Here is a 24,186-nt window from a genome sequence, read left to right as displayed (position 1 = left end):
AAATGGCAGGAGACCGGCCGTTTCCGAGGCTGCGCCCGATCCCCGGCGACCCAGCGGGTGTCCTGCTGGTTTTCCCCGAGTGATCCGAGGGGGCCACGGGGGGATCGCGGAAAGGATCACGTTAATGTAACCCGTTCAGATTTTTCAACCAAATCCAAATCTTCCCATCGCTAAATCAGTCTGCCGTTGTCAGCGACCGTTTCTTGCGGGGGATCGATTACCGTAAAGCTCTCACCATGCCACTCAACGGAAAACTGAGAGAGCTTCTTAGCGATACCTCGGTCGTCTGCAGCTTCATTCAGGGCATTCATTGCAATAGCTTTGGGCGTCGTCACACCAATCAACTTACTCCCGGTGACAGAGAGATAGGTCAAGAAAAACGCTATGGCGAGCGATAGCCATTTCCAATTGCTAGAAGGAGCCAGCAGCATCGGGAGAACGAGGAGTGCTGCAACAAGCAGTGCCCAAGTCCTTCGCTGCTTGCGAGCACCTGCAAGTGAACCCTCAACGTATTCGCATAGCGCAGATACGGCTTCTTTGTCCTCGGCAACTTTATCTTCGTATTGCTTCTTCGCAGCAAGCTCAGCGATCTTAACTTCGGCAAGTTCATTCCGAACCTTCTTGACCCTTTCGTCACCTTTCTTACGTTCCGCCTTCACCGCCTCTTTGCTGCGGTCTCTTTCTTCTTCAAGGTGGGGATGGATCATTTCTTGAAACAACTCTGCAATGTTGTCCGAAGTAACAACACTCGCCGTCCCAAGCGTCTTATCCATCAGCGCCTGGGTGCTGCGATGCTGACCGATCAGCAGGTCTAGTTGTTTGGCCTTCTCTGCATCCCCAAGATCGTCAGTTAGCTTTTTGACTGCCTCAACAACTCCAGGCCTGATCGCTAAGACACGTTCGCAGTTCGCCAGCAAAAGACGCTTTGGAACTTCCAAATCGTGACTACCGAGACCTGTCCTTAACCAGATGGAAGCCGTCAAGAACCTGCGGTGGACTACCGGAGGAACAGCGCCCGGTGAGATCACCCCCAAGTCTACACACATCTTCCTCGTTAGCTGAGCAACAAGCCCGTTCCTAGTTACCAACACGAAGCGAGAACGAAAGATATCACGATCAGTGTGCCCCCTGCGCTGTCGCATTACTAGCGTAACGACATCAGAGTCGTGCTCTCGCGCTGTCATATTCTGTTGGAAAACCAACGAACCATATATCTCCTGCCAATATTCATCGGGGAAGTATTGGTGTTCGGAGGGTGTTTGGTCCAACGTCCGGTGCGTGACTGAAATGTTGAACTCATTCAGGAAGCTCTCGGGGTCGGCTTGGATCTGTGCGACGTAGTCCTTCAAGACTTCACCACGCGCCAAGGCTTGAGCCGTCGGTCCTGTTGGGCGAGGGTTGTTAAGGACGGCATGGAGACTTCTTCTGATTTCTTCGATGCTTTGGCCGAACACCCGGACATTTGCGCCGATCCGTTGCAATTCGTTCACTACTGGTAGAGTGTTTTCCTTCGAGGCTTTTCCCGAAACGCCCAACAACTCCATTGCAACAGGCGCATCCAAGTAAACAACTAGGTTCGAAGTCTCGACCGGAGTGGTCGGCTTTACGAAGTCTTGCACGACCTCTGTCAACAGCCCAATGGATGCGATCCTTGCCAGTCTCTCTCCTGTCTCGGGTTGCGTACGGATCGCTTCTTCAACAAATCGAGCACAAAGAAATTTCTCTTCGGATTTCAGTTTTGTCGTTCTAGGCACCTCAACAACCTGTTGCATGGTGCCGCTGTCGCTCTTTTCGACCTTAGCGTTGAACTCCAAGTTCTTTTCACTGAATGCCTCGATATACAGAAGCCACTCGATGAGTATTTCCTCGAACTCCTCAACCGTTTTGGGGATCGCAGTGAGCGGGGATAACTCCTCGGAGAACGACTTGAACTGTTCGGCGAGTGATCGAAGTTCAGCTTTAGCCGAGGCATGTGCAGGATCATCGAAGTCAGTATCTGGCAGTGTTATGGAGTAGGTAGTTGGCTCTGTTTCGGCGCTATCCGGAGTCAACCATCCGGCAGCGACAAGGTGAGGAACAAAAACCTCAACTACGTCGCTATTAAAATTCCACTTCCAAGTGTCTCGTACAGACGCTGCGAACTCGTCAACTTCAAACCGGTGACCCTGTAGTGGCCGAAGGATCGGTTCAAAAAATGGGAGAAGACGTGACAAGACATCCGTGGAGTCTCCGCCAAGCTCGCTAAGGGTTCCGTAAATTCGGGCAGCGCTACGTGTTAAAGATGTGTTCATTGATATCAATCAGTTGTTTTCTATCGCTTAGCATAGACGCAACTAATGCCGCATTCCCAGCCAGAAAGACTGGCGTTGATGAGTAACTTGCTCGGATGTGCAACGCCGCACGAACCCTGAGCGTTCCTTGGGGGTTCCTTTCCCGCCTCCGTGAGCCATCTTATCGACAGGGCCAAAGGAGTACGCCCATGTCTTGGAACCCCGCGCTAGACCCCCACTGCCCCACGGGCGACGCCGTGGACGCCATTGAGACCGTCATAATCCCCCGCGCCCGCGATCTGGGCGGTTTCGAGGTACGACGCGCCCTACCCGCACCGAAGCGCCAGATGGTCGGAAGTTTTATCTTTTTCGATCAAATGGGACCCGCAGAGTTCTTGCCAACCAAAGGCATGGACGTACGCCCTCACCCACATATCGGCTTGGCAACGATCAGCTACTTGTATCGCGGTCGGATGCACCACCGGGATAGCCTCGGGACAGACTCATGGATCGAACCGGGTGCGGTGAATTGGATGGTTGCCGGTCGAGGCATCACTCACTCTGAGAGAACTGACGATGAAACCCAAGTGGACCCCATGCCATTCTTCGGCATTCAGACTTGGGTTGCACTCCCAAAGGACCACGAGGACCTAGACCCTACCTTCGAACATGCCCCTGCTGATGCTCTGCCCGTCATGGAAGGTGAAGGCAAGGAGGTGCGTCTGATCCTTGGCAACGCCTACGGGGAACGTGCGCCAGTCAAGACGCCCGCAGAGATGTTCTACGCCGATGCTGTACTTCAAGCCGGTGCCAGCATTCCACTGCCGGATGATCACGAGGATCGCGGGGTGTACGTCGTGGATGGCTCAGTGGAGGTCTCCGGGGATACCTTTGAAGCGGGTCAAATGATGGTCTTCCGTCCCGGTGACCGAGTGTCGATGAAAGCCGGCGAGAGAGGCGCACGGGTGATGCTGTTGGGTGGCGAGACGCTTGAGGGACCCCGGCATATCTGGTGGAACTTCGTGGCGTCATCCAAGGAGCGCATTGAGGAAGCAAAGGAGTCTTGGAGGGCTGAGGCTTGGGAAAGCAACCCACGGTTCCACTTGCCACCCGGAGATGATCAGGAGTTCATCCCCTTACCGAAACGGTGAACAGCGGCCATACGGGACAAAACGCGCTTTCGCATTCCGGAAGCCGTTTCAGCTTTCGTTGTGTCAGAAACACTATGCCTTTGACCGAAACCCGACTAGTCTGATCTGCAATGCCCCGCAGAGGTCACCATACGCGGACTGCCGATGTGTTAGGTAAGAAGGAATTGAAAACAAATGGCTGTCCTATTTGGAACTTTCCTCGCTAAGCTCCTTTCCATAGCCGGTATCGGAGGGTTCATCTCTGGTCTGTTTATAGATCGATGGCCAATAGCTGCGGGGGTCGGCGTAGCTCTCGGTGTTATTGACACGCTCGTATTGGCCTCAATGAGTTACACAGGCGTGGCCCCGATCAGTTGGATCATGGCCATATTCGTTGCGGTACTCACGGCCACATTTGGTTGGTGGCTTCGGGGCCGGAAAAAATGAGGGGACCTAACGGCTCCCTCCAAGTTCTCGCTGGGTCACTCTTTCAGCAAATCCTCGAAGCTCCAGCGTTTAACCCTTACAGCCGCACCACCAGCCTTTACCGGGAATAACTCACGGTTACGCCCGACCTGCTCGCGACCGAATTCACAGGAAGCAGATCAGCTTTTTGATCGCAACGCACGAAGTTTGTCCGCAATATCCGGGCCAGCACTCAAGCCCCAACCTATTCCAATTAACGTGAACACAAAGACACCAGCCACAGCCACGAATGGACCTCCAACGATCCCCGTCCCACTGCCAACCAAGAACCCAATAATTCCACCAGTGGTTCCCCCTACAACCCTAGATTTTCTCATATCTATCGTCCTTACCTACAGTACCCAGCCCGCCTCAAACGAGACTTAGCAGCCGGGGTTTCCAAGTGCCTGTATCGCCCACCCGAGTACCTCGCGCAATCCAGAGCATGCCCCGCAGCAATCACTGCAGCACCAATGTCTTGTCCGTCCGCGTAACAAACTCCAACCCAGCGATCATATGTGCGCTCGCCATTGAGACTGCACTCGATGTTCTTGCCGCGTAGGAAGTTCACCATCCAGCGCTTGGCATCCTGACCAGAACGAGTGCCTAGCTCCGGCGCATCCACGCCGTTCAAACGGACCGGAGTGCCATCGACAACGATCGTGTCCGCGTCGCGTACTTGGAGGCCACCAGCGGCAGCAGTAGTGGCGAAAAATGCCAAGGCAATTGTTAGCTTCTTGAACAAGGCGAAGTCCTCGGGGTCTCGTGTTAATCGATAATTTGGGTCGCTATGCGGGTATCCACGAGTTCGTCCTCGATAAGCGCATAGATTTCCTCGGGTGGTGTGTTCAGTGAGAACAGCATCAGTGACGGGTCCACACCCAGGTCAATCAGATGCTGCATCGTCTCTCCTTGCCCCTTCTGGATGCTCTCTACCGCGAAGACGACAGGTATTAAGCGAGGTTGGTCGTAGTAGTGCTGATGCATACCTACAATGCCGCGAAGAGAGACGACGCGTTCCTCACCGCCTGCAAGAACGTAAGGACATGACGATACGCACATCGAGCCAGCTAGAACGGCTGTAGAAAGCTCAGCACCTCTTACCTGCTTACCAATGGACAGTGCCTCAGAAACTACTCCTCCCGGGCTGTGGAGAGCCACTAGGTCGGGCTTCTCCTGCATGTCGGACAGGTACGAAGCGAAGCGGGCCGAGTCGTCCACCTCTATCTGGCCGCTAAGAAGAAGTATTCTCCCCATTCCTTCGACTTCCTGAACTGAAAAGTCCAATCGGTTTGGAAAAGCCTCTGGCACGGGTACGTCCAGAGGTCCGTCCTGCGGCACAAGTGACGGATCGCTACGATCAGTGCGATACTCTCGACGTTGATCGCCGGGGGATATCGGGCCAGTCGGAAGTTCAACACGCTCCTTGAACGGGCTGGGCATTACACCAAGTACGTCCGACGCTATCAGAACGCCCGCAATCGCGAGCTGAAGGATCAGTACGTAGCGCAGCCCAGAACGAGGATCGAGACGACTTAGTAAGTTCATCACGTTTCATCTTTTTGTGGAGTGGCGCGGTTGAGGATAGCTGCGTCTGCCACGCCCATTGTCGCCTCTACGTCCTTCATGGCATTCATTGCGGCTCTAAGGTCAGAAAGCGTCAGAGTATCCTCAATGCTCATGCCGTCCTTACCACTGCGGATTGCGGCTTGTGTGATAGCCAGCACAAACACCAACACGGCGGGCAACAAGTCGATGGCTATAGCTCCAGCCCAAGAAGGTACGAAGTTGTGGGCGTACTTGATCACCGCATCGGCGCTGGAAATCGGGTTATATGCCGTCTCGATGGGTGGCTCCATGTCCAACACCTCGTCAGCAGCGTTCTTGAGTGTCTTGCTGCGTTGGTCCAGCGCGTTCAAAACGGAGTTGATTGTGGACGATTGCGCGTCTCGTACGTCGGAACTGCGCCCATCAAGCTCTGGTAGTACGACCGACGATGGCAGGTCCTCAGCAGCACGAGCAACCAGTGGTGCCACGCTGTACTGGTTTAGGCGCGAGATAACACCCGCCAGCTTCACGCTTTCCTCGGAGAACTGAACCGAACGGCGATCCACTGGACCGGGGGCTACAGTAAGCTCGCGCATCTTTGCGAGGATTTCGTTGCCTTGTTGGAAGGCTTCCTCGATAGGTTCTTGTTGCGCCGCGATCTGCTCTTCAAGGTTTCGCAACTCCTCAGCTTTTTGTGTCAGCACACGAAACACGGCACCCCGACCGGCGGTTCCTGAGAGGTCTCCGGACTGCTCGAGTTCAGCCAGTTCTTCAAAACTCTGGCGGGCGCGTTCCACCTCGCGACCCAACGCTTGGCCACTGAGGGCTATGTCGTGGGCTTGCTCGAGAGCAGCTTGGTAGTCACGAACAGTGTTCTCCAAGTGTTGTTCGACTGCCGCCGAGCCTGCGAGTGCGGCGGCGTTCAGCCAGCTAGACATGGCGATAATGGCGACCGAGCCAACAATCGTGGAGATCGTCAAACCAATGAAGCCACTAGCCGTACGCATTGAAGGCAGCAGACGGAGCATATAGCTCCAAAAGACGAATATGCCGACAGAGACCGCGATTGAGTACGCAACGGCTGCAAAAAAAGATACCGCACCGTTATCTTCGAGCAATGAGGACACACCGAGATAGGTGTAAATACCAGATGCGATGGCTAGGACACCCAAGGCTGCGGGGGTAAACGTGTCCAACCACGCGAGATGACCTTCTAGTTCCTTTGCGGTCCGAAGTCCCTTTGCTTCCTCAGCCGTCAAGCGATCCTTGTTCTCAGTCATATTTCAACATGCTCCACACTCATCACGCGATGTTCGTCACTTAATCATTTATTAAGACTTTTCACCCTGGGTTGCACATCTGGACGTTGCGAATGGATTGCTTGCGCGAAGCTGCCATTCCTATGTGAGTTTTCGCCAACTTGCATCACCAGCTCTAGAAGACGGGAAAAACATCAACCAACTGAAATTCCAGTTGCTATTCTGGGAGCGGCAATGAGCATAGATCAGATGCCTCGTTGTCACACGCGTGAATTCGCTCAGCGGGGTAAATCCGTCACATCTTCCTGAGTGAATATGAGGTGTCCCTAGCATATCAACCCGAACGTGTGCTTGGTTCGATCCTGATCCAGTGCGAAAAATTTGATTGACCTAACTCTTGGAGACCTAGCTCGTGGAAATATTGATAGTTTTGGGTTTGGTTTTGGCTATTGCTGTGTATTTGGCAATTCGCAGTAACAGGCCAGACGATACAACTACGTCGCCGAGTCAGTCAGGTGTGCATGAGAACCCTAGATTGGCTACGAACCAACGGCAGCGCACATCGCAGCCAGAGCGTTTTGATCCAGGCCATACGGTCCCGAAACCCGACGTAACGATACTAGCGGGTTCAGCGTACGTTGTAGATGGCGATACACTGGTCATTAAAAAAACACAGGTTCGTCTGTTCGGCGTCGATGCTCCCGAGATGAACCATCCCTATGGCAAGAAGGCGAAATGGGCGCTCGTTTCGCTTTGCAAGGGTCAAAAAATTAGGGCCGAGGTGACCGAGCAAGACACCCACGGACGGACTGTTGCAAAGTGCTACCTTGAGGATGGCCGTGATCTATCCGCTGAAATGGTCAAACTTGGTCTAGCGATAGACTGGCCAAAATTCTCCGGTGGACAGTACCGGTCTATGGAAATGCCCGACGCTCGAAAGAAGCTATGGCTGGCAAACGCGCGGCAAAACGGACATATGGGGCTGTGGAAGCAATACGACGCGAAGCAGGCCGCTCGGAAAATGAACAACTGACAGTACATCCAAAGCCGTAGCTGATGTGGCGTAAGTAGGAGCGGCCAAAGGGTTAACCCTGAGCCGCTTGAAACCTGTGATTTGAGGTTTTGAATTTGTCCATCGTCACCTCAAACTCTCAGGCACGGCTATGTTACGGCTACGGGCAATTGCGCGAACGTCTGCGCTCATGACCGCGTAAGCGTTGTTAAGAGCGCTTACCAAATCGGCCCGCTCCCAATGGCCGGGTTTAATCCATTGGTCAGGATAAGCCGCTTCGATCTGGCGAGCTTCGGCGCGTACCTCACCGGCAACCTGTTTGATGCCCGCGAGGATCGACAGTGTGCGCTTCCAGCTTTCGGTGTCGTCGGTCAGTGGTCCCGGTGTGGGGTTGGTTTTGGATGTCATGGTTTCTGGGTCCTTGTGTCGTTGTTGTTGGTAGCGATGATGGTTCATCGAACACTGATAAGTCTGGCGATCTGCTCTGCCCGATGGGTCGTGAGTTCACCTCGAGCATTCTCAGCGATAGCCTTGGCGTAGAACCGTCGAGCCGTGTCCGACGCTGTGGTCTCGACGTAGCCGATAGCGTCAGCAACCTTGTTCTCGGCCATGCTTGGGCTGACCTCGGGTTTCTTCGCGGTGATCTCGGGTTTGACGTAGGGGTCTAATCCCAAAGCGAGACGCGCGGCATCGCGGCTCTGGTCGATCTCATCTTGGCAACGGCCATTGAAGGCACGGCCAGCGATCTTGATAACGTGCTTGGCCTGCTCGAGCGAAAGGTCTTGGCGGTAGGCTCGGAGCTTTGCCTTCTTGATCATCGGCAGGACGGTTGGATCGGGCAGGCCGGACTTGGCAACGTGTTCAAGGAACAGATGCTCGAACTCTTTGGTGGTCAGCGATGCAGGCTTGGGTTTGCCGAAGGTGTCCAAGAGTTTCTTGGCGTGAACCATGGGTCGCTTGGCTTGTGCGATCTGGTCGATCAACGCATCTCGGCGTTTACCTTTGCGGAGCTTGCTGTTGTCGATGAAGTATTGGGTCGCCTTCTTGGCGGATGCAGGGAGTGTCTCGAGGGACATATGCTAGGTTCCTTGATTGCGGGGATGGTGCGAAAGCTGCGGACGTGAGAACGCCTCCTGTAACCCACTGATGGAACAGGCTTTCTCAACCACAACTTTCTGATTTTCCGGGGGAATGGGTGATTGTACGTTTCGCCGGGAAACGCGGAATTTAATGAGCGCCTATTGAGAGCGCCTCATAATCGGCAAGACGACGCCAGAGGTCAGTGAAGCGCTACCGCTTCGATTTCTTTTTCTATGATCTCTTCCAGATATTCAGGGCCACCCACAAGATGAACCAGAGCTTCCTGAGATTGGGCGTAACCGATTGCAAGCGACCACCGCCAATCGGTTAGCGTCTGCCGGTGAACCAGCGCGGCGATAGCGTAACCCACGTCGCTGCCTGCGTGTAACTCTGAGGCTACCTGCTTGAGCAACTGAATGCGGGGCAGTAGGTCTTTGACGTAGCGCCTTTGGTTCGATCTCTTGTTGATCTCAGCGCGTTCCTCAGGGGTCTTCCGGTGATACACAGCTTTGCGATTGCAATTCTTGTGGCAATAGACCGCGCTGCGTTGCTTGTGAGACGGGATCGGTCCTGCGCAGTGGCGGCATCTGCGAGTTTCCTCGGGTGTTTCGGTTTGGTCCTTCATGGGGTCAGCTTTCTTTTTGTTGTTCTTGGGCGTCGTCAGTAGACGCCTGTGGTCATCGCCTCGTTGCGGTCGAGGCGTTCTTCGAGTTCGGCCTCTGCGGCTTCGTCTTGTTGGTGTTGTTTGTGGGCATATTTCTCGAGGCTCTCATCGATACCGAGAGGAACACCGAGTGTATCCGCTAGTCGCTGGTAGAGTTCCTCGAGTGCTTCGCGCTGGGCATCTGTGAGGGTCTCGGAGAACTTGCCTGTCTCACGATCCCGTCCACCGACCACGCCGATCTGGATATGACTTCTCGTGAAGTTTTCACGACCGACGGCACCGACCGACAGAGGGTGGCGGCAAATCTCGACCGTACCATCGACCAGCACCAAGTAGTGCCAGCCAATCCCGAAGCGACCAGTCTTGGCGTGTTCGATATCGATGATTGTCGCATCTATTCGTGGATCAGCTGGGTGATGGGTGTATCTGACGAATAGGCCGGTGGTCTTCTCGCGGGGCAACGTGGCGAACATCGTTGTTCTCAGGTACGTGGATGCGCGTCTGATCTTCAACATCGGCCTTGGTTCCTTTCTTCACGCGCTCTGCCCATGCTTCGAGTTCACTGAGCGTCAACTGCCCGGTCCCTGTCGGTGAACGCCCATCTTCGATGAGATCGACGGTCGCATAAAAGTAATCCGGGTCTGCGCAGGTGCGGGGTTGGATACGGTTCAGGACCAGATCGATATCTGTGTCCCAAGCCTTGTTTAATAGATCGGTCATTCGTGCTGATGCCGAAGGTCAGTGACCAAGTTGTTCGCGGATGTGCTGAGCGAACTCGGTCCACGTGATGCCATCGGCGCGACCCGCTGCTCGATCTACGGCGAACTGGCGGACCACGCGGTCAACACCGGGGTTTGTGAAGGCTGCTTGCTTCAGGAAGTCGAAGCCATCCGGGCCGAGTTCCTGCATTGCGCTCTGTGTTGCTGCCTCGGTGACCGTGCTTTGAACATTCGCAAACATGGCGCGAGTGCTACCATCTACGTCTAGCTCCGACACCGACCCATCAGCCAGACCGCGCATGGTTTCAGTTACCTCATCGACCGACATACCGGACATGGCAATCTGACCGAAAGCTGCTTCGTATACCTGAGCCTCGCCCATCGTCATGATATCATCGTCGAGAGCGGCGTTGAGACCATCGACCACGGTGTCGAACTCGGGAAACCCTGTGTCGCTACGTGGGGTCTCCTCAGGGGTCTCCTGCGTCTGCGACTGGTGATCCTGCGCGGCACGTTGAGCAGCACCGAAAGACAGACCTTCATCAAAGACGGTGTTCAACAGGCCAAGTTCTTTAGCCTGGGCGACCTTCATCGACATGCCCTGAACATTGATCACGTCGGTGTCGCTGAGATCACTCTGTGAGTGGACCTCGCGCTGGATGTTGTTTGTGTTGCGGACGGTGACGGCACTACTCACGTAGTCTCTGCTTGAGGCGTGTTCCTTGGAGGAGATCATCGTCTGTACGGTGGCATCACCACCACCGAGGGTTACTCTATCAACCATGTTTCATGGGTCCTTTTGATTGGGGGTTAGAGGGGCTAGTGGAGACCGAGTTCAATCTCGGCCATTTGCTGTGGTGTTGGCGGATTTTCGACGAATGGCAGGACGTCGATTGCTTTGCCTTCATCAAGGCTCATCAGGTGTACCGGGCAGAGCTTCGAGATTGCCTCGACCGAGTAACCGCGAAGTCGAATGCGGGAATACGCAAGGACGATACGCAGCTTTGTGTCTTCATCGATATCGCGTTCATGTATCTGCGACAGCGCGGAGACCTGTCCGTCCCTTGCGCACAACTCGAGCCAAGCGACACCAACAGCCGATGCCTTGGTCTTTTCGTTCATGAGTTTTGTCCCTTTGGGTTTTGCGTTGCTGCGTTCGTCGAGTGCTGCCTCGAGGGTCGCGACCTTGTTCTTCCATCGAGCGAGCGTCTCTTCTGCCTTGAGTGCTTCGCGTTGTTCTGGGGTGAGTTCTGCCTGCCCAATCCCATGAGCTTCGGCACAGGATAGGCAGTTGTATTCATCGCCGAATGGAGCCGGAAACTTTACACCGCAGGAGATGCAGGACTTGTAGGTAATCCTGCGGTTCTCAGCGATGCACCGGTTGCACCTCGAGGCTTTGGGTTTGTGGGTCTCGTGTTCCGCACCGCAGGCGTTGCAGGTCTTGAGGTACATCTGCCGGGGTGGCTTCTTGGGTTTTGCTCTACGCTGCGCTGGGGGCATGGTGACGGTCCTTATTTGTCAAACAGCCAATCCGTAGATGGCATCGGGGGTGGTGCTGGCCGTGGAGTGGGTGTCGGTCGGGGTGTCAGATCGGACACGGGGTCGAGGCCGTCAGGCCACTCACCCTTGATCAGACCCGACGACCTGCGGATCACCTTGTGGTATCGCTGGGGTATCGCTGGGGACCTCGGGAGGACGTGATCGAACAGGCTGTCACCGAGCATGTCCGTCTTCATGGATCGAATGGGAACGGAGACCGGAGTGAATGCCTCACCAGAGGCGAGGAGACGCCCGTAGGCGGTCACAATGAATGCGGTTAGGTCTCGATCAGATCGACGCAGACCAAGCTTCTCAGCTGCCTTGAGCGTGTGTGTGCCTATAATGGCGAAGTCGTTGTAACTCAGGCGGTACTTCGAGTAGTGGACATCACCGGTCAGCACCTCATCCTTGCGACCAGGCGGGACACAAAGACCTTGGCGACCCATGAAAGTCGCGCCAGCGAGGTAGACGTTATAGCGATGACCAGTACCGAGGAACTCTCGGGCGAGGACGTAGTGGACGAATGATCTGGCAATGGCTGATGCGTTCGGCACGTGTCGTCTACCGACCAACAGATGTGGCAACCTCTCTCTGGCCTTGCCGTGTCTCAGTACAGCCATTCGGTAGGCTGGACGGTCAGCCCAATCACCGACGCGATGCCTTGTGCCTCGGGTTAACCGGACGGCCTCAGCGACCTCCGACGATGAAGGCTTGGTCTTCTTCATCACCGACCGTGCAACAGTGTTGATTGCTCCACCGGGGATGTAGCCACCGAGAGGAACCCCACGGTTCTGGACGACCCCCCGACAGCGGGAACATAGGCCCCATCGCTGAGGTGGTCTTTCGGTGTACTCAAAGGCGGGCAGTGGGTTCTCGCATGTGGCAGAGGCACAGACGAAGCCTTGTAGGCTGGTGGTCATGGTGGCCTCATTGGATGCTGGTGCTGGGTTGTGCTTTGGGATTACTGAGGGTGTCCCTGCGATACAGTCGGAAGGAACAGGAACACCCTCTTCGCCCCGCCCATGTGTCAAGCTCACAAAGACAACACGGGCGGAGTGAAACGGTAAAGGTCTCACTACATCGACCCGTCAGTTACGACAGGGATGCGCGTGAGACTTGAACCAGCATCGACCAAAGGACCAAGATCGATGCGGTATAGGGGTTAGGATTGATGGTCACAGTAGTTGGTTGATTATCGGTGGTGGACAGGCACCTGAGGTACACTGATAGAGAGCTGTGAAGCCTTGCGAGGAACCTGATCGTGTAACTATAGGTATAACTGTTGGTATCTGTCACTCATAAGTCAGCACTAATTCCAACCCATTGATTTACAACGAGATGTACCTAGCGTGTCATCGACCGGTGAATGACCATCAACTGTGTCCATCATCGATCAATCACACTGAGGAGATACCGGGAGTGAACCTGAGGTGTACTCTGGGTGTACATTATAGGTAAATCTTTTCGTTTCTTCTTCTCATAAGGGGCCACAAATTCAAAACCCCTTGTTTCATTGGGTTTCCGGCACCCGTGTTCCCTCGGCGGTCGTCGGGTGATCCACCGTCCTTGCGGATAGCCGGGAGGACAACCTGAGTGACCCAATCTTGGAACGCACGGGCCTCGGGTTTGTCGGAGCGCATGATGATCTTGTAGAGGCCACTCTCGGAGATGATCCGGCTGGGGCGTCCCGAAGTGTTCATCCGATAAACACTTGTTTCGTTCTCATGCAGTGGCCGGATCGCATTGGCTGTGTTTTTGACGCCAAGAACTTGGACGACGTCATGAGCGTTGAACCACGGGTTCCCGTCGATTTCCACGACGCGGATGGTATCGACCTCGCAGACCCTCGACCTTCCATTTTGGCTACTGTGAGCCTTTGATTTCATTGGGAAATAAGAGCCTAAAAACAGGGGTCAGGTAGGGTGACCTACAAAACGCTGATTTAGGGGTTTTCAGAGCCTCGGCCAGATGGACACCAGCCGAGACGTTTTGGGTTCATTCAGAAGTCAGTTGTAATTGCCTAGACGGGGTTAAACCTTCAGGCCCATAGAGCGACCGACCGTCTCCAAATCGGTGATCCTGCCCTCCAACGCATGGAACTCCTCGTCGGTGTACTGATCGGCAAGTGATCCCATTGCCGCCGCGTGTTCTTCTCGCAAATCGGCGATCTTCTCATCGATGGCGAACGCAATTGCATCTTGGGTATTCGCGAAGTGTGTCATTGTCATTCGGTAATTCCTTCTATTCCGTGTTTGATGGGACCTGAATAGCGGGTCGGAATCAGTGGCGTCAACAACAACTACAAGGCATTTTTGCAAGGATTACAATATGTTAAACCTTGCGATATCGCAAGTATCTATAAGGTTCTGGTAGCCAGTAGCGGCCCACTCTCAAGGTTGTTTAAGCAGACGCCTAGTGGATCACTTCGTCTGTTGACCTCCTCGGTTTGAGGCCACTCAATCCTTTCCCAATGTTCAGCTTTATCCCGTTCCGCATGGTGACGCTGAGGTCATAGACTGGATGCGGCACCCTGATGCCTTTGGCACGTTTTCGAGGTGTCTTTGAGAGGCGCATCTCCTCGCCCTTGTAGACGTCAACACGAGCAACAACCCGACGCACCAGCGCATTCAACTCGTGAGGCTCGAGGTCACTCACATCGCGGGGAAGATCGATCACACCCAGACCGGCACTCTCGGTGATCCGTTTCAGTTCGGCCTCAAGTTCCTCGACCTCAGCCTGTGCCGCAAGCTGCAAGCGGGGTGTCACTGCGGGTTTCGATTGGAGGTACTCGAGTGTTCCTTGAGCATCCAACAGTGCTGCCTCGAGGCCCTCGGTCTCTGGTGTGGTTTCGACCGCGTTGGCCTTCCTGATCTCAGGCCAATAATCGATCAATACTCCGTCGATGTGGGACACGGCCCCTATGTAGGTATTCAATACTGGATCAATGTAGGCAGCGGTTCGAGCATAGGCTTTACGCTTTGCGTTCCTGTCAGTACCGGGAACCTTGAGTACACCCGTCAGTGCCGCTTTGGTCTGCCGACGCATGGGTTCAACGGGCGATGTTGTTTTGACCGAAGCACCCCCAGCAGCCTCACGCTGCTCAAGACGGAACCTAACGCGCCGCTCAGTGTCCTCATCCACGATCCTCGGGAAGTAATCCCTCACCTTGTCGATGATCACACGGTCAGACTTGCGGTAAAGCCCCTTGGCGAGCGGTACCGTGCCGTCCTTCTCCTCGGGTTTAATCTTGCGGCCTATCTCGAGGGTGCCATACGCGGCCTCTGAGCGTACCAATTGGCTTACAGTCTGCCCCCGCCACTGCCCCCGGACCAACGCGGGTACACCCTGAGCGGCTAGATCACGGGCAATACCGACAGGGCGTTCACCGTTAGCAAATCTCTCGAATACATCACGGACCAGATCAGCCTTATCTTTGATGACTTCGAACTCTCTGGATGTCTTGGGGTCACCAAGAACCTTGATCCACGCAGGTGTCTGAGAGGAGCGTACACGGTTACCTGCGAGTGTCTCATCCGTGTTAGCACCCCAAGCTGCGGTCAGGCGCTTTGACTTGACCTCACTTTCCTCATTCGCTCTCTGGAACCCAACCAGCAGCATGATGCCGTCTGCAAAGTCGATAAGCTCATTCGCCTTGAACATCTTCCCATCGAACAGAGTCACGAGGTTAACTCCGCTCTCAACAATGTCCTGCAACAACGCAAGACCACGCTGCCAGTGTTGACGTGACAGGCGGTCCAAAGACTCCACGAGGAGGGTTGAGCCATGCGGCACAGAACCCTCTTCCACGGCCTCGAGAAAGCCCCGCAAGGCCCCTACTTCGGCGTTCGCACCTTTGAAGGCAGACACCCCAAGGTCCTCGAAGTTACTCGACGACAGTTCGTAGCCGTTCGCATCGCACCACGCCTGAGCAGCTTCGGTCTGACGCTTGATGCTGTTACCGTCCTTCTGTTGCGCCGAGGAGAACCTCCTATAGCTGAATGCTAGGGGTCTGCCCGTGCCGTCGTTGCCGAACGCTGCGTTGGTATCCATTCCCGTGTCTCTCCGTTGTACCGGTAGGTTCACCCTGGGTGATCGGTCCGATATCTCTCCGCGTCCTATTGGAGATGAGGCCGATCACGGTCAAGTGTACCTATGGTGTTGCCCTTTGTTTCGTCTGGTGACTGAGGACACTGGAAAGGACATGAACGAAGGAACAACCCGAACCAACTCATGCACACACCAAGCAACCTCAGCATGCGTAGTTGATAGGGTCATTTCGAATTCACTTCAAAAATATGAAAGGGCCCACCAACTGTCGTTTTACCGAAGGCAACGCGCGGCGCACTTCGAACCCACCCAGGTCACGGGCACGCGGGATGATTAATGTGTCCAGCGCCGGATTCTCCGAGATGCAGTCCGGATTGTGTGTCGGGTTCCAACTCATTTCAGCTCTCCCTTCGTTGCAGATGGTCAGGCCACCCGCGTTCACTCAGGTAAGAAATAGCCACGCAAAGCAGCCCATAAAGTGCACAATCGCACAGATTGAGTGCGGCGCCGTTCCAATCAACGCGGCCAGAGTTGCGGGAAAAACGGCCCGTCAATCCGATCCCCCTCGCCATAGCCTGCCGCCTCGAACTGCGCGCGCTCGTCCTTGGCCCAGTCGCCGCGATACCGGATGACACCATCAGGTGCCGTCATGCGAAGGGTGAAGCGCCGCACCGTTTCCGACGGCGTGGTCGAGGACAGCCCGCCATGCAGCGTTCGCATGTCGAAAAAGATACAATCCCCAAGCTCCAGATCCCATTGCAGCAACTCATACGCGCCGGGGTCGGCATTGACATCGGGTGGCGGGTGATAGGTCAGCCCGGCGACTTCGGTGGGCTCATAGCTGGGATGTCCATCGGCAAACCGCACCCGCATGAACAGCTTGTCCCACAGGTGTGAACCCTTCACGAATGCGATGCCGTTTTCCTTGGTCACAGGTTCCAGCGGCAGCCAAAGGACGCACATCGTGCCTTCGAAGTCGAAGTACGACAGGTCCTGATGGAAGGGCGGGCGCGAGGTCGAGCCGGCCTCGCGCAGGAACCAGTTGTCCATGACAAGGTTAATGGATGGCGCCCCCAGCAACCCGGCGGCAAGCGGTGCGCAGGGGGACTTGTGAACGAATTCGTTGAATTGCGGGATTTTGTTCCAGGCCCAGTAGTCTTCGTAATAGCCCGGGGCGTTCGGATCCTTGGTATGACAGGTGAAATTATCGGTCGGCGTGTCAAGGTCGGCGTCGATACCTGCGCGCAGCAATGACAACCAATCGGATGAGAATTTCGACCGCAGAACAACAGCACCATCGCGTTGGAAGGCGGCAATGTCTTCCTGTGTAACCAGATCTGCTGTCGTCATGGAATGAACATCCCGATGTGGTTCGGTGGCCCCGAGCATCGCACCACGCACCGCCAGAGGTCAAAGAGATTCGTTTCGACGATCCGGAATCACTCACAGAACCGTGAGGGCGCGGGAATCCAACCGCGCACGGCCTCGGATTTTGAAAGAAACATGCTATGTTTCAGATGGAAGCCGCAGACTGACAAGATTGGATCGCGTATTGGAGGTTTCTCAATGACAGATGCGTTGCTGTCCCGTCGTTCCCTGATCACCCAAGGTGTTGCCGTTTTGACAACCGGCGCCACAGGGCTTTTGGTGCCTGCCCGCGCAGCCGGGATTGCGCCGACGCCTTCAATGCGGGGCGGATCAAACAACTATCGCCCCGGTGCGCCAATCGTGGACCGGATCGGTGGCGGCGGGTTCTGGATGACCGGCACCGTACGACGGGCGGGCGATGGCGCTCCCCTGCCCGGCCAGCGCATTCAGATCTGGGCCCATACCACAGAAGGGCACGAGCGTGACCCGCAAAGCCATGGAGCGACCTTGACGGATGAAAAGGGTGAATTCCGCCTGGAAATGCCGCAGATCGTTCCTGCATTCGGTCAACCGCACGGGCATCTGGCCTATGACAGCGGCGCGTTCGAAACCGTGTTCCTGCGGCCTGTGATGTCCAGTTCCAAAGACAAGACACTGGCTGCGCATTTCGTGTTGCAACCGCTCTGATCCCGGTGATCCGAACCGGTGTCATTTGGGCGACCCTGATCGCCGCCCTTGCCGTTCCTTTAATCGCTGCGGCAGGCAGCCCGTATCTTGCGTGGCGCGATCCAACCTATATCCTCGCCGGGTTTGCCGGAATTCTGAGCTTGGGCCTGCTGTTGCTGCAGCCGCTTCTGGCCGGAAGATACCTTCCGGGCTTGTCCGCAGTGATAAGCCGCCACATTCACCGCTGGATCGGTCTGACCCTGGTGCTGGCGATTGTGGTCCATGTCGCGGGGTTGTGGCTTACCAGCCCGCCGGATGTGGTGGATGCGTTGTTGTTCGTATCGCCAACGCCGTTCTCGGCCTGGGGTGTCATTGCCATGTGGGCCGCTTTCGGGGCGGCCCTGTTAGGGGTCTTCCGCAAACGTCTGCGCCAGCGCTTTCGTCTTTGGCGGCTGAGCCACACCGCACTGGCCGGGGTGACGATTGTCGGCAGCCTTGTTCACGCCATGCTGATCGAAGGCACGATGGAGATCGTAACCAAAACAGCGCTTTGCGCACTGGTCCTCTTGGCGAGCGCAAGTACGCTCGCCAAATTGAAAGTGTGGGATATCCGTCGACGCCCTTAGACGCCCAGGCACCAGCGCATCACCGCCTTTTGTGCATGCAGACGGTTTTCGGCTTCATCAAAAATGACCGAGTTCGGTCCATCCATGACCTCGGAGGTCGCTTCTTCCTCGCGGTGGGCCGGCAGGCAATGCATGAACAGCGCATCCGGTTTGGCATGCGACATGAGTTCAGCATTGACCTGATATGGACGCAGCATGTTGTGGCGGCGCTCTTTGGCCGACTGGGAATCATGCATCGAAACCCAGGTGTCCGCGACGACGAGGTCCGCGCCTTCCACCGCTTTGTGCGGATCTCTTTCGATCACGATTTTCGAACCTTTCTGGCGGGCAAACCCCATGAACTCTTCTTCCGGGTCAAGCTGAGCGGGGCCGGTGAAGGTCAGATCGAATCCGAATTGTCCGGCGGCGTGCAGGAAGGAAGCGCAGACATTGTTGCCATCACCGGTCCAGACCACCTTTTTGCCAGCGATGGGGCCGCGATGTTCCTCGAATGTCAGAACGTCGGCCATGATCTGGCAGGGATGGGTGCGGTCGGTCAGGCCGTTGATCACCGGCACGTCCGAGTATTCAGCCATTTCGGTCAGGATGGTTTCATCAAAGGTGCGGATCATGATCATGTCGACATAGCGCGACAGCACGCGGGCGGTGTCGGCGATGGTTTCGCCGTGACCCAGCTGCATGTCCTTGCCGGACAGCACCATGGTCTGCCCGCCCATCTGGCGCACGCCCACGTCGAAAGACACGCGCGTCCGCGTCGAAGGTTTTTCGAAGATCAGCGCCACCATGCGATCTTTCAGCGGTTGTTCGTCGTCAGGGGCGGCCTTGGGGCGGCCCAAACGCGCCTGTTTCATCACGCCCGCCTGATCGATCATGGCCCGCAGATCGGTGGAATCGGTTTTGTGGATATCAAGAAAATGGTTCATGTCGGTTCGTTTCCTGGCTGTCGGTTGCCGGGGGCGCTGCCCCCGGACCCCCGGAGTATTTGGGAAAAGATGAAGGTCAGGCGGTTTGGAGTTGGGTCTCGATCTGCCGGGCGGCCTTGTCGAGGCGGATCATGGCCTGAGCGATATCGTCCTCGGTCAGGGTGAGAGGCGGCAACAGGCGGATCACGTTGTCGGCGGCGGGAACGGTGATGACGAGGTTGTCATAACCTGCATTGACCACGTCGATATTGGCAGGCTTGCACTTGAGGCCGAGCATCAGGCCCGATCCGCGCACCTCTTCGAACACGTCGGGGTGATCTGCGATCAGGGCTTCGAGCTTTTGGCGCAGCAGGCCCGCCTTGCGGTTGACGCTTTCCAAAAAGGCAGGTGTTGCCACATGATCGATCACCGCGCAGCCCACCGCGCAGCCCAGCGGGTTGCCGCCATAGGTCGAACCGTGGGTGCCTGCGGTCATGCCGGATGCCGCGTCCTCCGTCGCCAGGACGGCCCCCAGCGGGAAGCCCCCGCCGATGCCTTTGGCGACCATCATGATATCAGGTGTGATGCCGGCCCATTGATGGGCAAAGAGCTTGCCTGTCCGGCCGACGCCGCACTGGACTTCATCAAGGATCAGCAATAGCCCGTTGTCGTCGCAGATCTGACGCAGCGCCTTGAGTTCGGCGTCGGGGACGGGGCGAATACCGCCCTCGCCTTGGATGGGCTCGATCAGGATCGCGGCGGTCTTGTCGGTGATGGCGTCGGTCACGCCGTCCAGATCGCCGAAGGCCACATGCACGAAACCCGGCAGCAGAGGGCCGAAGCCCTTGGTCATTTTCTCGGACCCGGCAGCGGCGATGCCCGCTGACGACCGGCCGTGGAACGAACCATCGAAAGTGATGATCTCGACCCGCTCGGGCTGATCTTTGTTATAGAAATACTTGCGGGCCATTTTCACGGCCAGTTCGCAGGATTCCGTGCCGGAGTTCGTAAAGAAAACCGTATCGGCAAAACTGTGTTCCACCAGCTTGTCAGCCAACGCCTGTTGCTGAGGAATGTTGTACAGGTTCGAGACATGCCACAGCGCATGGGCCTGGTCAGTCAGCGCGGCGACCAATGCCGGATGGGCATGGCCCAGCGCGTTCACGGCGATCCCTGCGCCGAGATCCAAGAAACGTCGGCCATCCGCCTCGGTCAGCCAGGCGCCTTCGCCCTTCACGAAGGTCAGGGGCGCACGGTTATAGGTCGGCAGAACGGACGGGATCATGGGATCATCCTTTTCAGGTGGTATGAGCCTCGTGAGTGATACACGAAGGCCCTGTTCGTCAACAATTTTGGTGAGGTCTGTGCCGATTTGCCGGGCACATGAGATCAAACAGGCCGGTTACGCAAAGATGCGTCGGCGTCGGAGCAGTTGGATATGCACATGTTTGATCATGGCCGACCGTATAGCGATGCTTGCGCAGGTTGGGAAGCCGGTATTTTGCAAGGATCGAATTTTGCCCTTGCCAAAGCCTGTGCAACCGCGCACCGCTTGGCCATGTTCGAACCCAAGCACCACAATCCACCGCTTGCCGCTGCGCTGATTTTTGTCGCCACCGCCTTTATCGCGGCGACGACGCTGCTGGCCAAGGCGCTGGGGACGGATGCGTTGGGCCCGCCCTTGCACGCCATGCAGATCAGTCACGGGCGGTTTCTGTTTGCCCTGCTGGCGATTGTGCTGGCGGTTGCATCTTTGCGGCCCCGGTTGGTGCGGCCCCATTGGGGGCTTCACGTCGGGCGAACCAGTTTTGGCTGGGCGGGGGTGACATTGATGTTCGCATCGGTTGCCTTCATTCCGATGGCGGATGCGACGGCCATATCCTTTCTGAACCCTGTCTTTGGTATGGTGCTGGCCATTCCGCTGCTGCACGAGCGGGTCGGCCCATGGCGCTGGCTGGCGGCGGCTGTCGCCTTGACGGGCGCGATGATCCTGCTGCGCCCGACCCCCGCCAGCTTTCAGCCCGCCGCCCTTCTGGCGTTGGCAGCGGCTGCGCTGATCGGGATGGAGCTGATTTTCATCAAAAAACTGTCCGGGCGCGAGCCACCTATGCAGATCCTGCTGATCAACAACGCAATGGGGGTGCTGATCGCCACTTTAGCTGTCAGCTTCGTCTTTCAGATGCCAACCCCGCAGCAGTGGGCGGCATTGGTGGGGATCGGCGTTCTGATGGCCTGCGCCCAGGCCTGTTTCGTCAACGGCATGGCGCGGGCGGATGCATCCTTTGTGGCCCCTATCAGCTATGCCACGCTGATCTTTGCCGCCCTTTACGACTTTGCGGTCTTTGATGTGATCCCCGACTGGATCAGTCTGGTCGGGTCTGCGACCATCCTGGCCGGCGGGCTGATCCTGGTCTGGCGAGAAGCGGTGCGGCGCCGCGCCTGAGAGCCTGCCCCGCACGGCGGGAGCGGGTGCGCCTGCATCCCGGCCCGTGCAACCGGCCGCGATGGCCGGGCCGCGCTAAGCCTTGAGGCGATATCCGGTGCGCAGCATCAGCCAGGTGATGGCTCCGATCACGAAAGTCGCAAACGTACATACCGCCATCCCCAGCCACGGAGAGCTGTCGGACACTCCGATCATTCCATAGCGCAAACCATCGATAAGATAGAACACCGGGTTCAGGTGGGTCAGGCGGTTCAGCACGGGCGGCAGCGCCTCGACCGAGTAGAACGTACCCGACAGGAAGGCCAGCGGCGTGACGATAAAGTTGGTGATTGCTGCCATCTGGTCGAACTTGTTGGCGAAGATACCGGCAAACAGGCCCAATGCGCCCATGAATGCCCCACCCAGAACAACAAAGGTCAGCGCGATCAGGGGGTGCTGAGGCGCAATGGAGAGCAAGACCAGAAACGCAATCGAGATCACCAGTGCGATCATCACGCCTCGGGCAATGCCACCCGCGAGGTAACCCAGCAGAATCTCGAGCGGGGACAGCGGTGGCATCAATGTATCGACGATATTGCCCTGCACCTTGGCGATCACCATCGAGGACGAGGTATTGGCAAAGGCATTCTGGATCACCGTCATCATCATGATCCCCGGCGCCAGAAACATCACAAACGGTACACCCATGACATCGGGCCGGCTGGGTCCGATGGCGATGGTGAAGATCAACAGGAATAGCCCCGCCGTAACCAGTGGTGCCAGAACCGTCTGCGTCCAGACGGCCAGAAAACGCAGGGTTTCGCGCTGCGCCAGCGTGTACAGGCCCATCCAGTTGACTGCTCCGAAGCGACGCGCGGTCTGATCTGCGGGATTTTGCATGATTTGCCCTCAACCTGATTCGAAGACAGCTTGTAACTCGGGCAGCAGTGTTTAGAATAGGGGGCTGAGACGAATTCCCAAGGCGGCCCGAATCCGGGGCCGCTTTCCGCTTTTGAAAGGCTAACGATGTCCTGGACAGACGAGCGTGTTGAACTGCTGAAGAAGATGTGGGGCGAAGGCCAGTCGGCCAGCCAGATTGCCAAGGAACTGGGCGGCGTGACCCGCAATGCGGTGATCGGCAAGGTGCACCGCCTGGGCCTGTCGAACCGGACGGCAGGCGCATCCCCGGCCAAGGCGGAACCGAAAGAAAAACCGGCGCCCGCCCCCAAGGCCGAGGCCAAGCCCAAACCTGCGCCCAAGACCGAACCGGCGCGTCCGGCCCCGGCCCCGACCGCCGAGGCGAAACCGGTCGTTCCGGCCCGCCGTCAGATCATCCCCGCCGGTCAGCCGCTGCCACCGCAGCCATCGGCCAACGAGATCAGCCCCGAGGCGCTGGCCAAGGTCAACGAAGTTGAAAAGAAAGCCAAGAAGCTGACTCTGATGGAATTGACCGAGAAGACCTGCAAGTGGCCCGTGGGCGACCCCGCGACCGAGGATTTCTGGTTCTGCGGCCTTCCGGTTGAGGCGGGCAAACCCTATTGCGAGGCGCATGTGGGAGTGGCCTTCCAGCCGATGAGCTCGCGCAGGGATCGTCGGCGTTAGAATTCAGCTATGAACGCTGCTTTTAGCGGCGTGACATTATCTTCTTTCTCAGCTGCCCACCCGTCGCAAGATGAGTGGGCAGTATTTTTTTTGAACCAAGAGATTTGGTCATTCAGCCCGCCATGAAATACAAGATCCTGTTCTGCGCCTACAGCGTGCTGATTTTCGCGGCATACATTGAGCCGTTTGACCCTTCGATATTCGAGCCGAATGAGCGCGGAAAAACCCTGCCTTTGTTTTTTCAGGCCACATACTTGTATTCATGGCTTGCGCCCGCCATTCCCGCGTTCATTGGTGGCCTTGTGCTACTGGGATTGCCTTCGATTCCACGACTCGTCGCCAGATGTATTGCCGTTTTTTTCAATCGTTTCCGGTTTGTTTCTGACGTTATTTGGCATGGTGCTGTCGCTTGGTTCTGACACCCAGATTCTGCACGGTGTCACCCTGACGACAGCCGTCGCCGCAAGCTTTCTGTTTTGGTCGGGATCGGGCGGGCAGCCACAGCCTTCTCTGGTGGCGAAGATTGGTATTTCAATCGGGACAATCGCCGCGCTCTGGTCGTTGTTGACAGTTCCGATGATCCTTGTTCAAGCGCATTTCATTGCGGACGGCGCGCCCTATTGCATCGCTGAACACTCGAAAAACGCGCCAGTCGAGGCAGTACGCGATTTACGGGGCTTCTCATTCTACACGACTGCGACGGGATACAAATCCACGTCAAAATGGTACTTTCACGGCCTGATGATAGTAGATCACCCCGATGCGCAACGGGTCTATAACTGGTCTCCAGGAAGATGGCGTTTCGATCTGGTTGAGCGCCCGGATGCAATGCTTGTGTCAGTCAGAAATGTCTGCGTCCCAAGCTGA

Annotated in this window: 27 protein-coding genes and 1 pseudogene; 8 read left to right on the top strand and 20 right to left on the bottom strand. The window is 56.5% G+C overall.

The genetic code is table 11. From position 1 onward, the window contains the following. Nucleotides 1-170 precede the first annotated feature (170 nt). Entirely contained in the window at nucleotides 171-2,291 is a 2,121-nt protein-coding gene (locus FIU92_RS03955) for a hypothetical protein (RefSeq protein ID WP_216646559.1), read from the bottom strand. A gap of 188 nt (nucleotides 2,292-2,479) precedes the next feature. On the opposite strand from FIU92_RS03955, the gene FIU92_RS03950 reads away from it, so the two are divergent. Beyond that, a complete protein-coding gene (locus FIU92_RS03950) occupies nucleotides 2,480-3,421 on the top strand; it encodes a pirin family protein (protein ID WP_152457322.1) in 942 nt (313 codons plus the stop codon). A gap of 793 nt (nucleotides 3,422-4,214) precedes the next feature. Here FIU92_RS03950 and FIU92_RS03940 read toward each other — a convergent pair. The 3 genes from FIU92_RS03940 to FIU92_RS03930 all read right to left on the bottom strand — a co-directional run bounded on the left by FIU92_RS03940 (nucleotide 4,215) and on the right by FIU92_RS03930 (nucleotide 6,693). Beyond that, on the bottom strand, nucleotides 4,215-4,490 hold the full coding sequence (locus FIU92_RS03940) for a thermonuclease family protein (RefSeq protein WP_254705370.1): 276 nt from the start codon (nucleotides 4,488-4,490) through the stop codon (nucleotides 4,215-4,217). Between the two features lie 143 nt (nucleotides 4,491-4,633). Then, a complete protein-coding gene (locus FIU92_RS03935; RefSeq protein ID WP_152457319.1) occupies nucleotides 4,634-5,413 on the bottom strand; it encodes a hypothetical protein in 780 nt (259 codons plus the stop codon). Beyond that, on the bottom strand, nucleotides 5,413-6,693 hold the full coding sequence (locus FIU92_RS03930; RefSeq protein WP_152457318.1) for a hypothetical protein: 1,281 nt from the start codon (nucleotides 6,691-6,693) through the stop codon (nucleotides 5,413-5,415). The genes FIU92_RS03935 and FIU92_RS03930 overlap by 1 nt, the downstream gene beginning before the upstream one ends. 391 nt (nucleotides 6,694-7,084) lie before the next feature. Between FIU92_RS03930 and FIU92_RS03925 the strand changes: the two genes are divergently transcribed. Beyond that, nucleotides 7,085-7,705: a thermonuclease family protein gene (locus tag FIU92_RS03925; protein WP_152457317.1), complete on the top strand. Its 621-nt coding sequence runs from the start codon at nucleotides 7,085-7,087 to the stop codon at nucleotides 7,703-7,705. A 105-nt stretch (nucleotides 7,706-7,810) separates the two neighbouring features. Here the strand turns inward: FIU92_RS03925 and FIU92_RS03920 are convergent, their stop codons facing one another. The 13 genes and pseudogenes from FIU92_RS03920 to FIU92_RS03865 form a co-directional block, all read right to left on the bottom strand. Further along, nucleotides 7,811-8,092, bottom strand: coding sequence for a hypothetical protein (locus FIU92_RS03920; protein WP_152457316.1), 282 nt, complete (start codon nucleotides 8,090-8,092; stop codon nucleotides 7,811-7,813). 44 nt (nucleotides 8,093-8,136) lie between these two features. Next, on the bottom strand, nucleotides 8,137-8,760 hold the full coding sequence (locus FIU92_RS03915) for a hypothetical protein (protein ID WP_152457315.1): 624 nt from the start codon (nucleotides 8,758-8,760) through the stop codon (nucleotides 8,137-8,139). Nucleotides 8,761-8,963: 203 nt separating this feature from the next. After that, complete coding sequence (locus FIU92_RS03910; RefSeq protein ID WP_152457314.1) at nucleotides 8,964-9,389, bottom strand: hypothetical protein; 426 nt, start codon at nucleotides 9,387-9,389, stop codon at nucleotides 8,964-8,966. Nucleotides 9,390-9,424: 35 nt separating this feature from the next. Then, the gene (locus FIU92_RS03905) at nucleotides 9,425-9,901 is read right to left on the bottom strand and encodes an N-acetylmuramoyl-L-alanine amidase (protein WP_172978462.1); all 477 of its coding nucleotides are present in this window, start codon (nucleotides 9,899-9,901) and stop codon (nucleotides 9,425-9,427) included. Continuing rightward, nucleotides 9,834-10,148, bottom strand: coding sequence for a hypothetical protein (locus FIU92_RS22710; protein ID WP_172978461.1), 315 nt, complete (start codon nucleotides 10,146-10,148; stop codon nucleotides 9,834-9,836). The genes FIU92_RS03905 and FIU92_RS22710 overlap by 68 nt, the downstream gene beginning before the upstream one ends. 18 nt (nucleotides 10,149-10,166) lie before the next feature. After that, the gene (locus FIU92_RS03900; RefSeq protein WP_152457312.1) at nucleotides 10,167-10,931 is read right to left on the bottom strand and encodes a hypothetical protein; all 765 of its coding nucleotides are present in this window, start codon (nucleotides 10,929-10,931) and stop codon (nucleotides 10,167-10,169) included. Nucleotides 10,932-10,966: 35 nt separating this feature from the next. Further along, the gene (locus tag FIU92_RS03895) at nucleotides 10,967-11,599 is read right to left on the bottom strand and encodes a hypothetical protein (protein ID WP_216646558.1); all 633 of its coding nucleotides are present in this window, start codon (nucleotides 11,597-11,599) and stop codon (nucleotides 10,967-10,969) included. A gap of 59 nt (nucleotides 11,600-11,658) precedes the next feature. After that, nucleotides 11,659-12,258, bottom strand: a complete 600-nt coding sequence (locus tag FIU92_RS03890; protein ID WP_152457310.1) for a hypothetical protein — start codon at nucleotides 12,256-12,258, stop codon at nucleotides 11,659-11,661. Between the two features lie 876 nt (nucleotides 12,259-13,134). Further along, nucleotides 13,135-13,572: a Bro-N domain-containing protein gene (locus FIU92_RS23175; RefSeq protein WP_152457309.1), complete on the bottom strand. Its 438-nt coding sequence runs from the start codon at nucleotides 13,570-13,572 to the stop codon at nucleotides 13,135-13,137. 144 nt (nucleotides 13,573-13,716) lie between these two features. Then, entirely contained in the window at nucleotides 13,717-13,914 is a 198-nt protein-coding gene (locus tag FIU92_RS03880) for a hypothetical protein (RefSeq protein WP_152457308.1), read from the bottom strand. A gap of 184 nt (nucleotides 13,915-14,098) precedes the next feature. Further along, a complete protein-coding gene (locus FIU92_RS03875; RefSeq protein WP_152457307.1) occupies nucleotides 14,099-15,736 on the bottom strand; it encodes a recombinase family protein in 1,638 nt (545 codons plus the stop codon). 241 nt (nucleotides 15,737-15,977) lie between these two features. Continuing rightward, nucleotides 15,978-16,130, bottom strand: a pseudogene (locus FIU92_RS03870) (pirin family protein); the annotation flags it as partial. Nucleotides 16,131-16,249: 119 nt separating this feature from the next. Beyond that, nucleotides 16,250-17,083, bottom strand: a complete 834-nt coding sequence (locus FIU92_RS03865; RefSeq protein WP_152457306.1) for a phytanoyl-CoA dioxygenase family protein — start codon at nucleotides 17,081-17,083, stop codon at nucleotides 16,250-16,252. Between the two features lie 216 nt (nucleotides 17,084-17,299). Between FIU92_RS03865 and FIU92_RS03860 the strand changes: the two genes are divergently transcribed. Next, nucleotides 17,300-17,788, top strand: coding sequence for a twin-arginine translocation pathway signal (locus tag FIU92_RS03860; RefSeq protein WP_152457305.1), 489 nt, complete (start codon nucleotides 17,300-17,302; stop codon nucleotides 17,786-17,788). A gap of 8 nt (nucleotides 17,789-17,796) precedes the next feature. Next, entirely contained in the window at nucleotides 17,797-18,393 is a 597-nt protein-coding gene (locus FIU92_RS03855; protein WP_371419741.1) for a ferric reductase-like transmembrane domain-containing protein, read from the top strand. Here FIU92_RS03855 and argF read toward each other — a convergent pair. Both argF and FIU92_RS03845 read right to left on the bottom strand, forming a co-directional pair. Further along, nucleotides 18,390-19,316: an ornithine carbamoyltransferase gene (gene argF / locus FIU92_RS03850; RefSeq protein WP_152457303.1), complete on the bottom strand. Its 927-nt coding sequence runs from the start codon at nucleotides 19,314-19,316 to the stop codon at nucleotides 18,390-18,392. The genes FIU92_RS03855 and argF overlap by 4 nt on opposite strands. A gap of 76 nt (nucleotides 19,317-19,392) precedes the next feature. After that, nucleotides 19,393-20,580: an aspartate aminotransferase family protein gene (locus FIU92_RS03845; protein ID WP_152457302.1), complete on the bottom strand. Its 1,188-nt coding sequence runs from the start codon at nucleotides 20,578-20,580 to the stop codon at nucleotides 19,393-19,395. Nucleotides 20,581-20,853: 273 nt separating this feature from the next. Between FIU92_RS03845 and FIU92_RS03840 the strand changes: the two genes are divergently transcribed. Beyond that, the gene (locus FIU92_RS03840) at nucleotides 20,854-21,738 is read left to right on the top strand and encodes a DMT family transporter (RefSeq protein ID WP_152459828.1); all 885 of its coding nucleotides are present in this window, start codon (nucleotides 20,854-20,856) and stop codon (nucleotides 21,736-21,738) included. 75 nt (nucleotides 21,739-21,813) lie between these two features. On the opposite strand, the gene FIU92_RS03835 is transcribed toward FIU92_RS03840, so the two are convergent. Beyond that, nucleotides 21,814-22,617 (bottom strand): ABC transporter permease, encoded by an 804-nt coding sequence (locus FIU92_RS03835; RefSeq protein ID WP_152457301.1) that lies wholly within the window; start codon nucleotides 22,615-22,617, stop codon nucleotides 21,814-21,816. Between the two features lie 126 nt (nucleotides 22,618-22,743). Between FIU92_RS03835 and FIU92_RS03830 the strand changes: the two genes are divergently transcribed. The 3 genes from FIU92_RS03830 (at nucleotide 22,744) to FIU92_RS03820 (ending at nucleotide 24,186) form a co-directional block, all read left to right on the top strand. Beyond that, the gene (locus FIU92_RS03830) at nucleotides 22,744-23,319 is read left to right on the top strand and encodes a GcrA family cell cycle regulator (RefSeq protein ID WP_152457300.1); all 576 of its coding nucleotides are present in this window, start codon (nucleotides 22,744-22,746) and stop codon (nucleotides 23,317-23,319) included. A 122-nt stretch (nucleotides 23,320-23,441) separates the two neighbouring features. After that, nucleotides 23,442-23,738, top strand: coding sequence for a hypothetical protein (locus FIU92_RS03825; RefSeq protein WP_152457299.1), 297 nt, complete (start codon nucleotides 23,442-23,444; stop codon nucleotides 23,736-23,738). Further along, on the top strand, nucleotides 23,695-24,186 hold the full coding sequence (locus FIU92_RS03820; protein ID WP_172978460.1) for a hypothetical protein: 492 nt from the start codon (nucleotides 23,695-23,697) through the stop codon (nucleotides 24,184-24,186). The genes FIU92_RS03825 and FIU92_RS03820 overlap by 44 nt, the downstream gene beginning before the upstream one ends.

This window comes from Ruegeria sp. THAF33 (assembly GCF_009363615.1).
Classification (GTDB): domain Bacteria; phylum Pseudomonadota; class Alphaproteobacteria; order Rhodobacterales; family Rhodobacteraceae; genus Ruegeria.
Note: the sequence above shows the minus strand (reverse complement) of the source record. Positions and strands in the feature narration are given on the sequence as shown.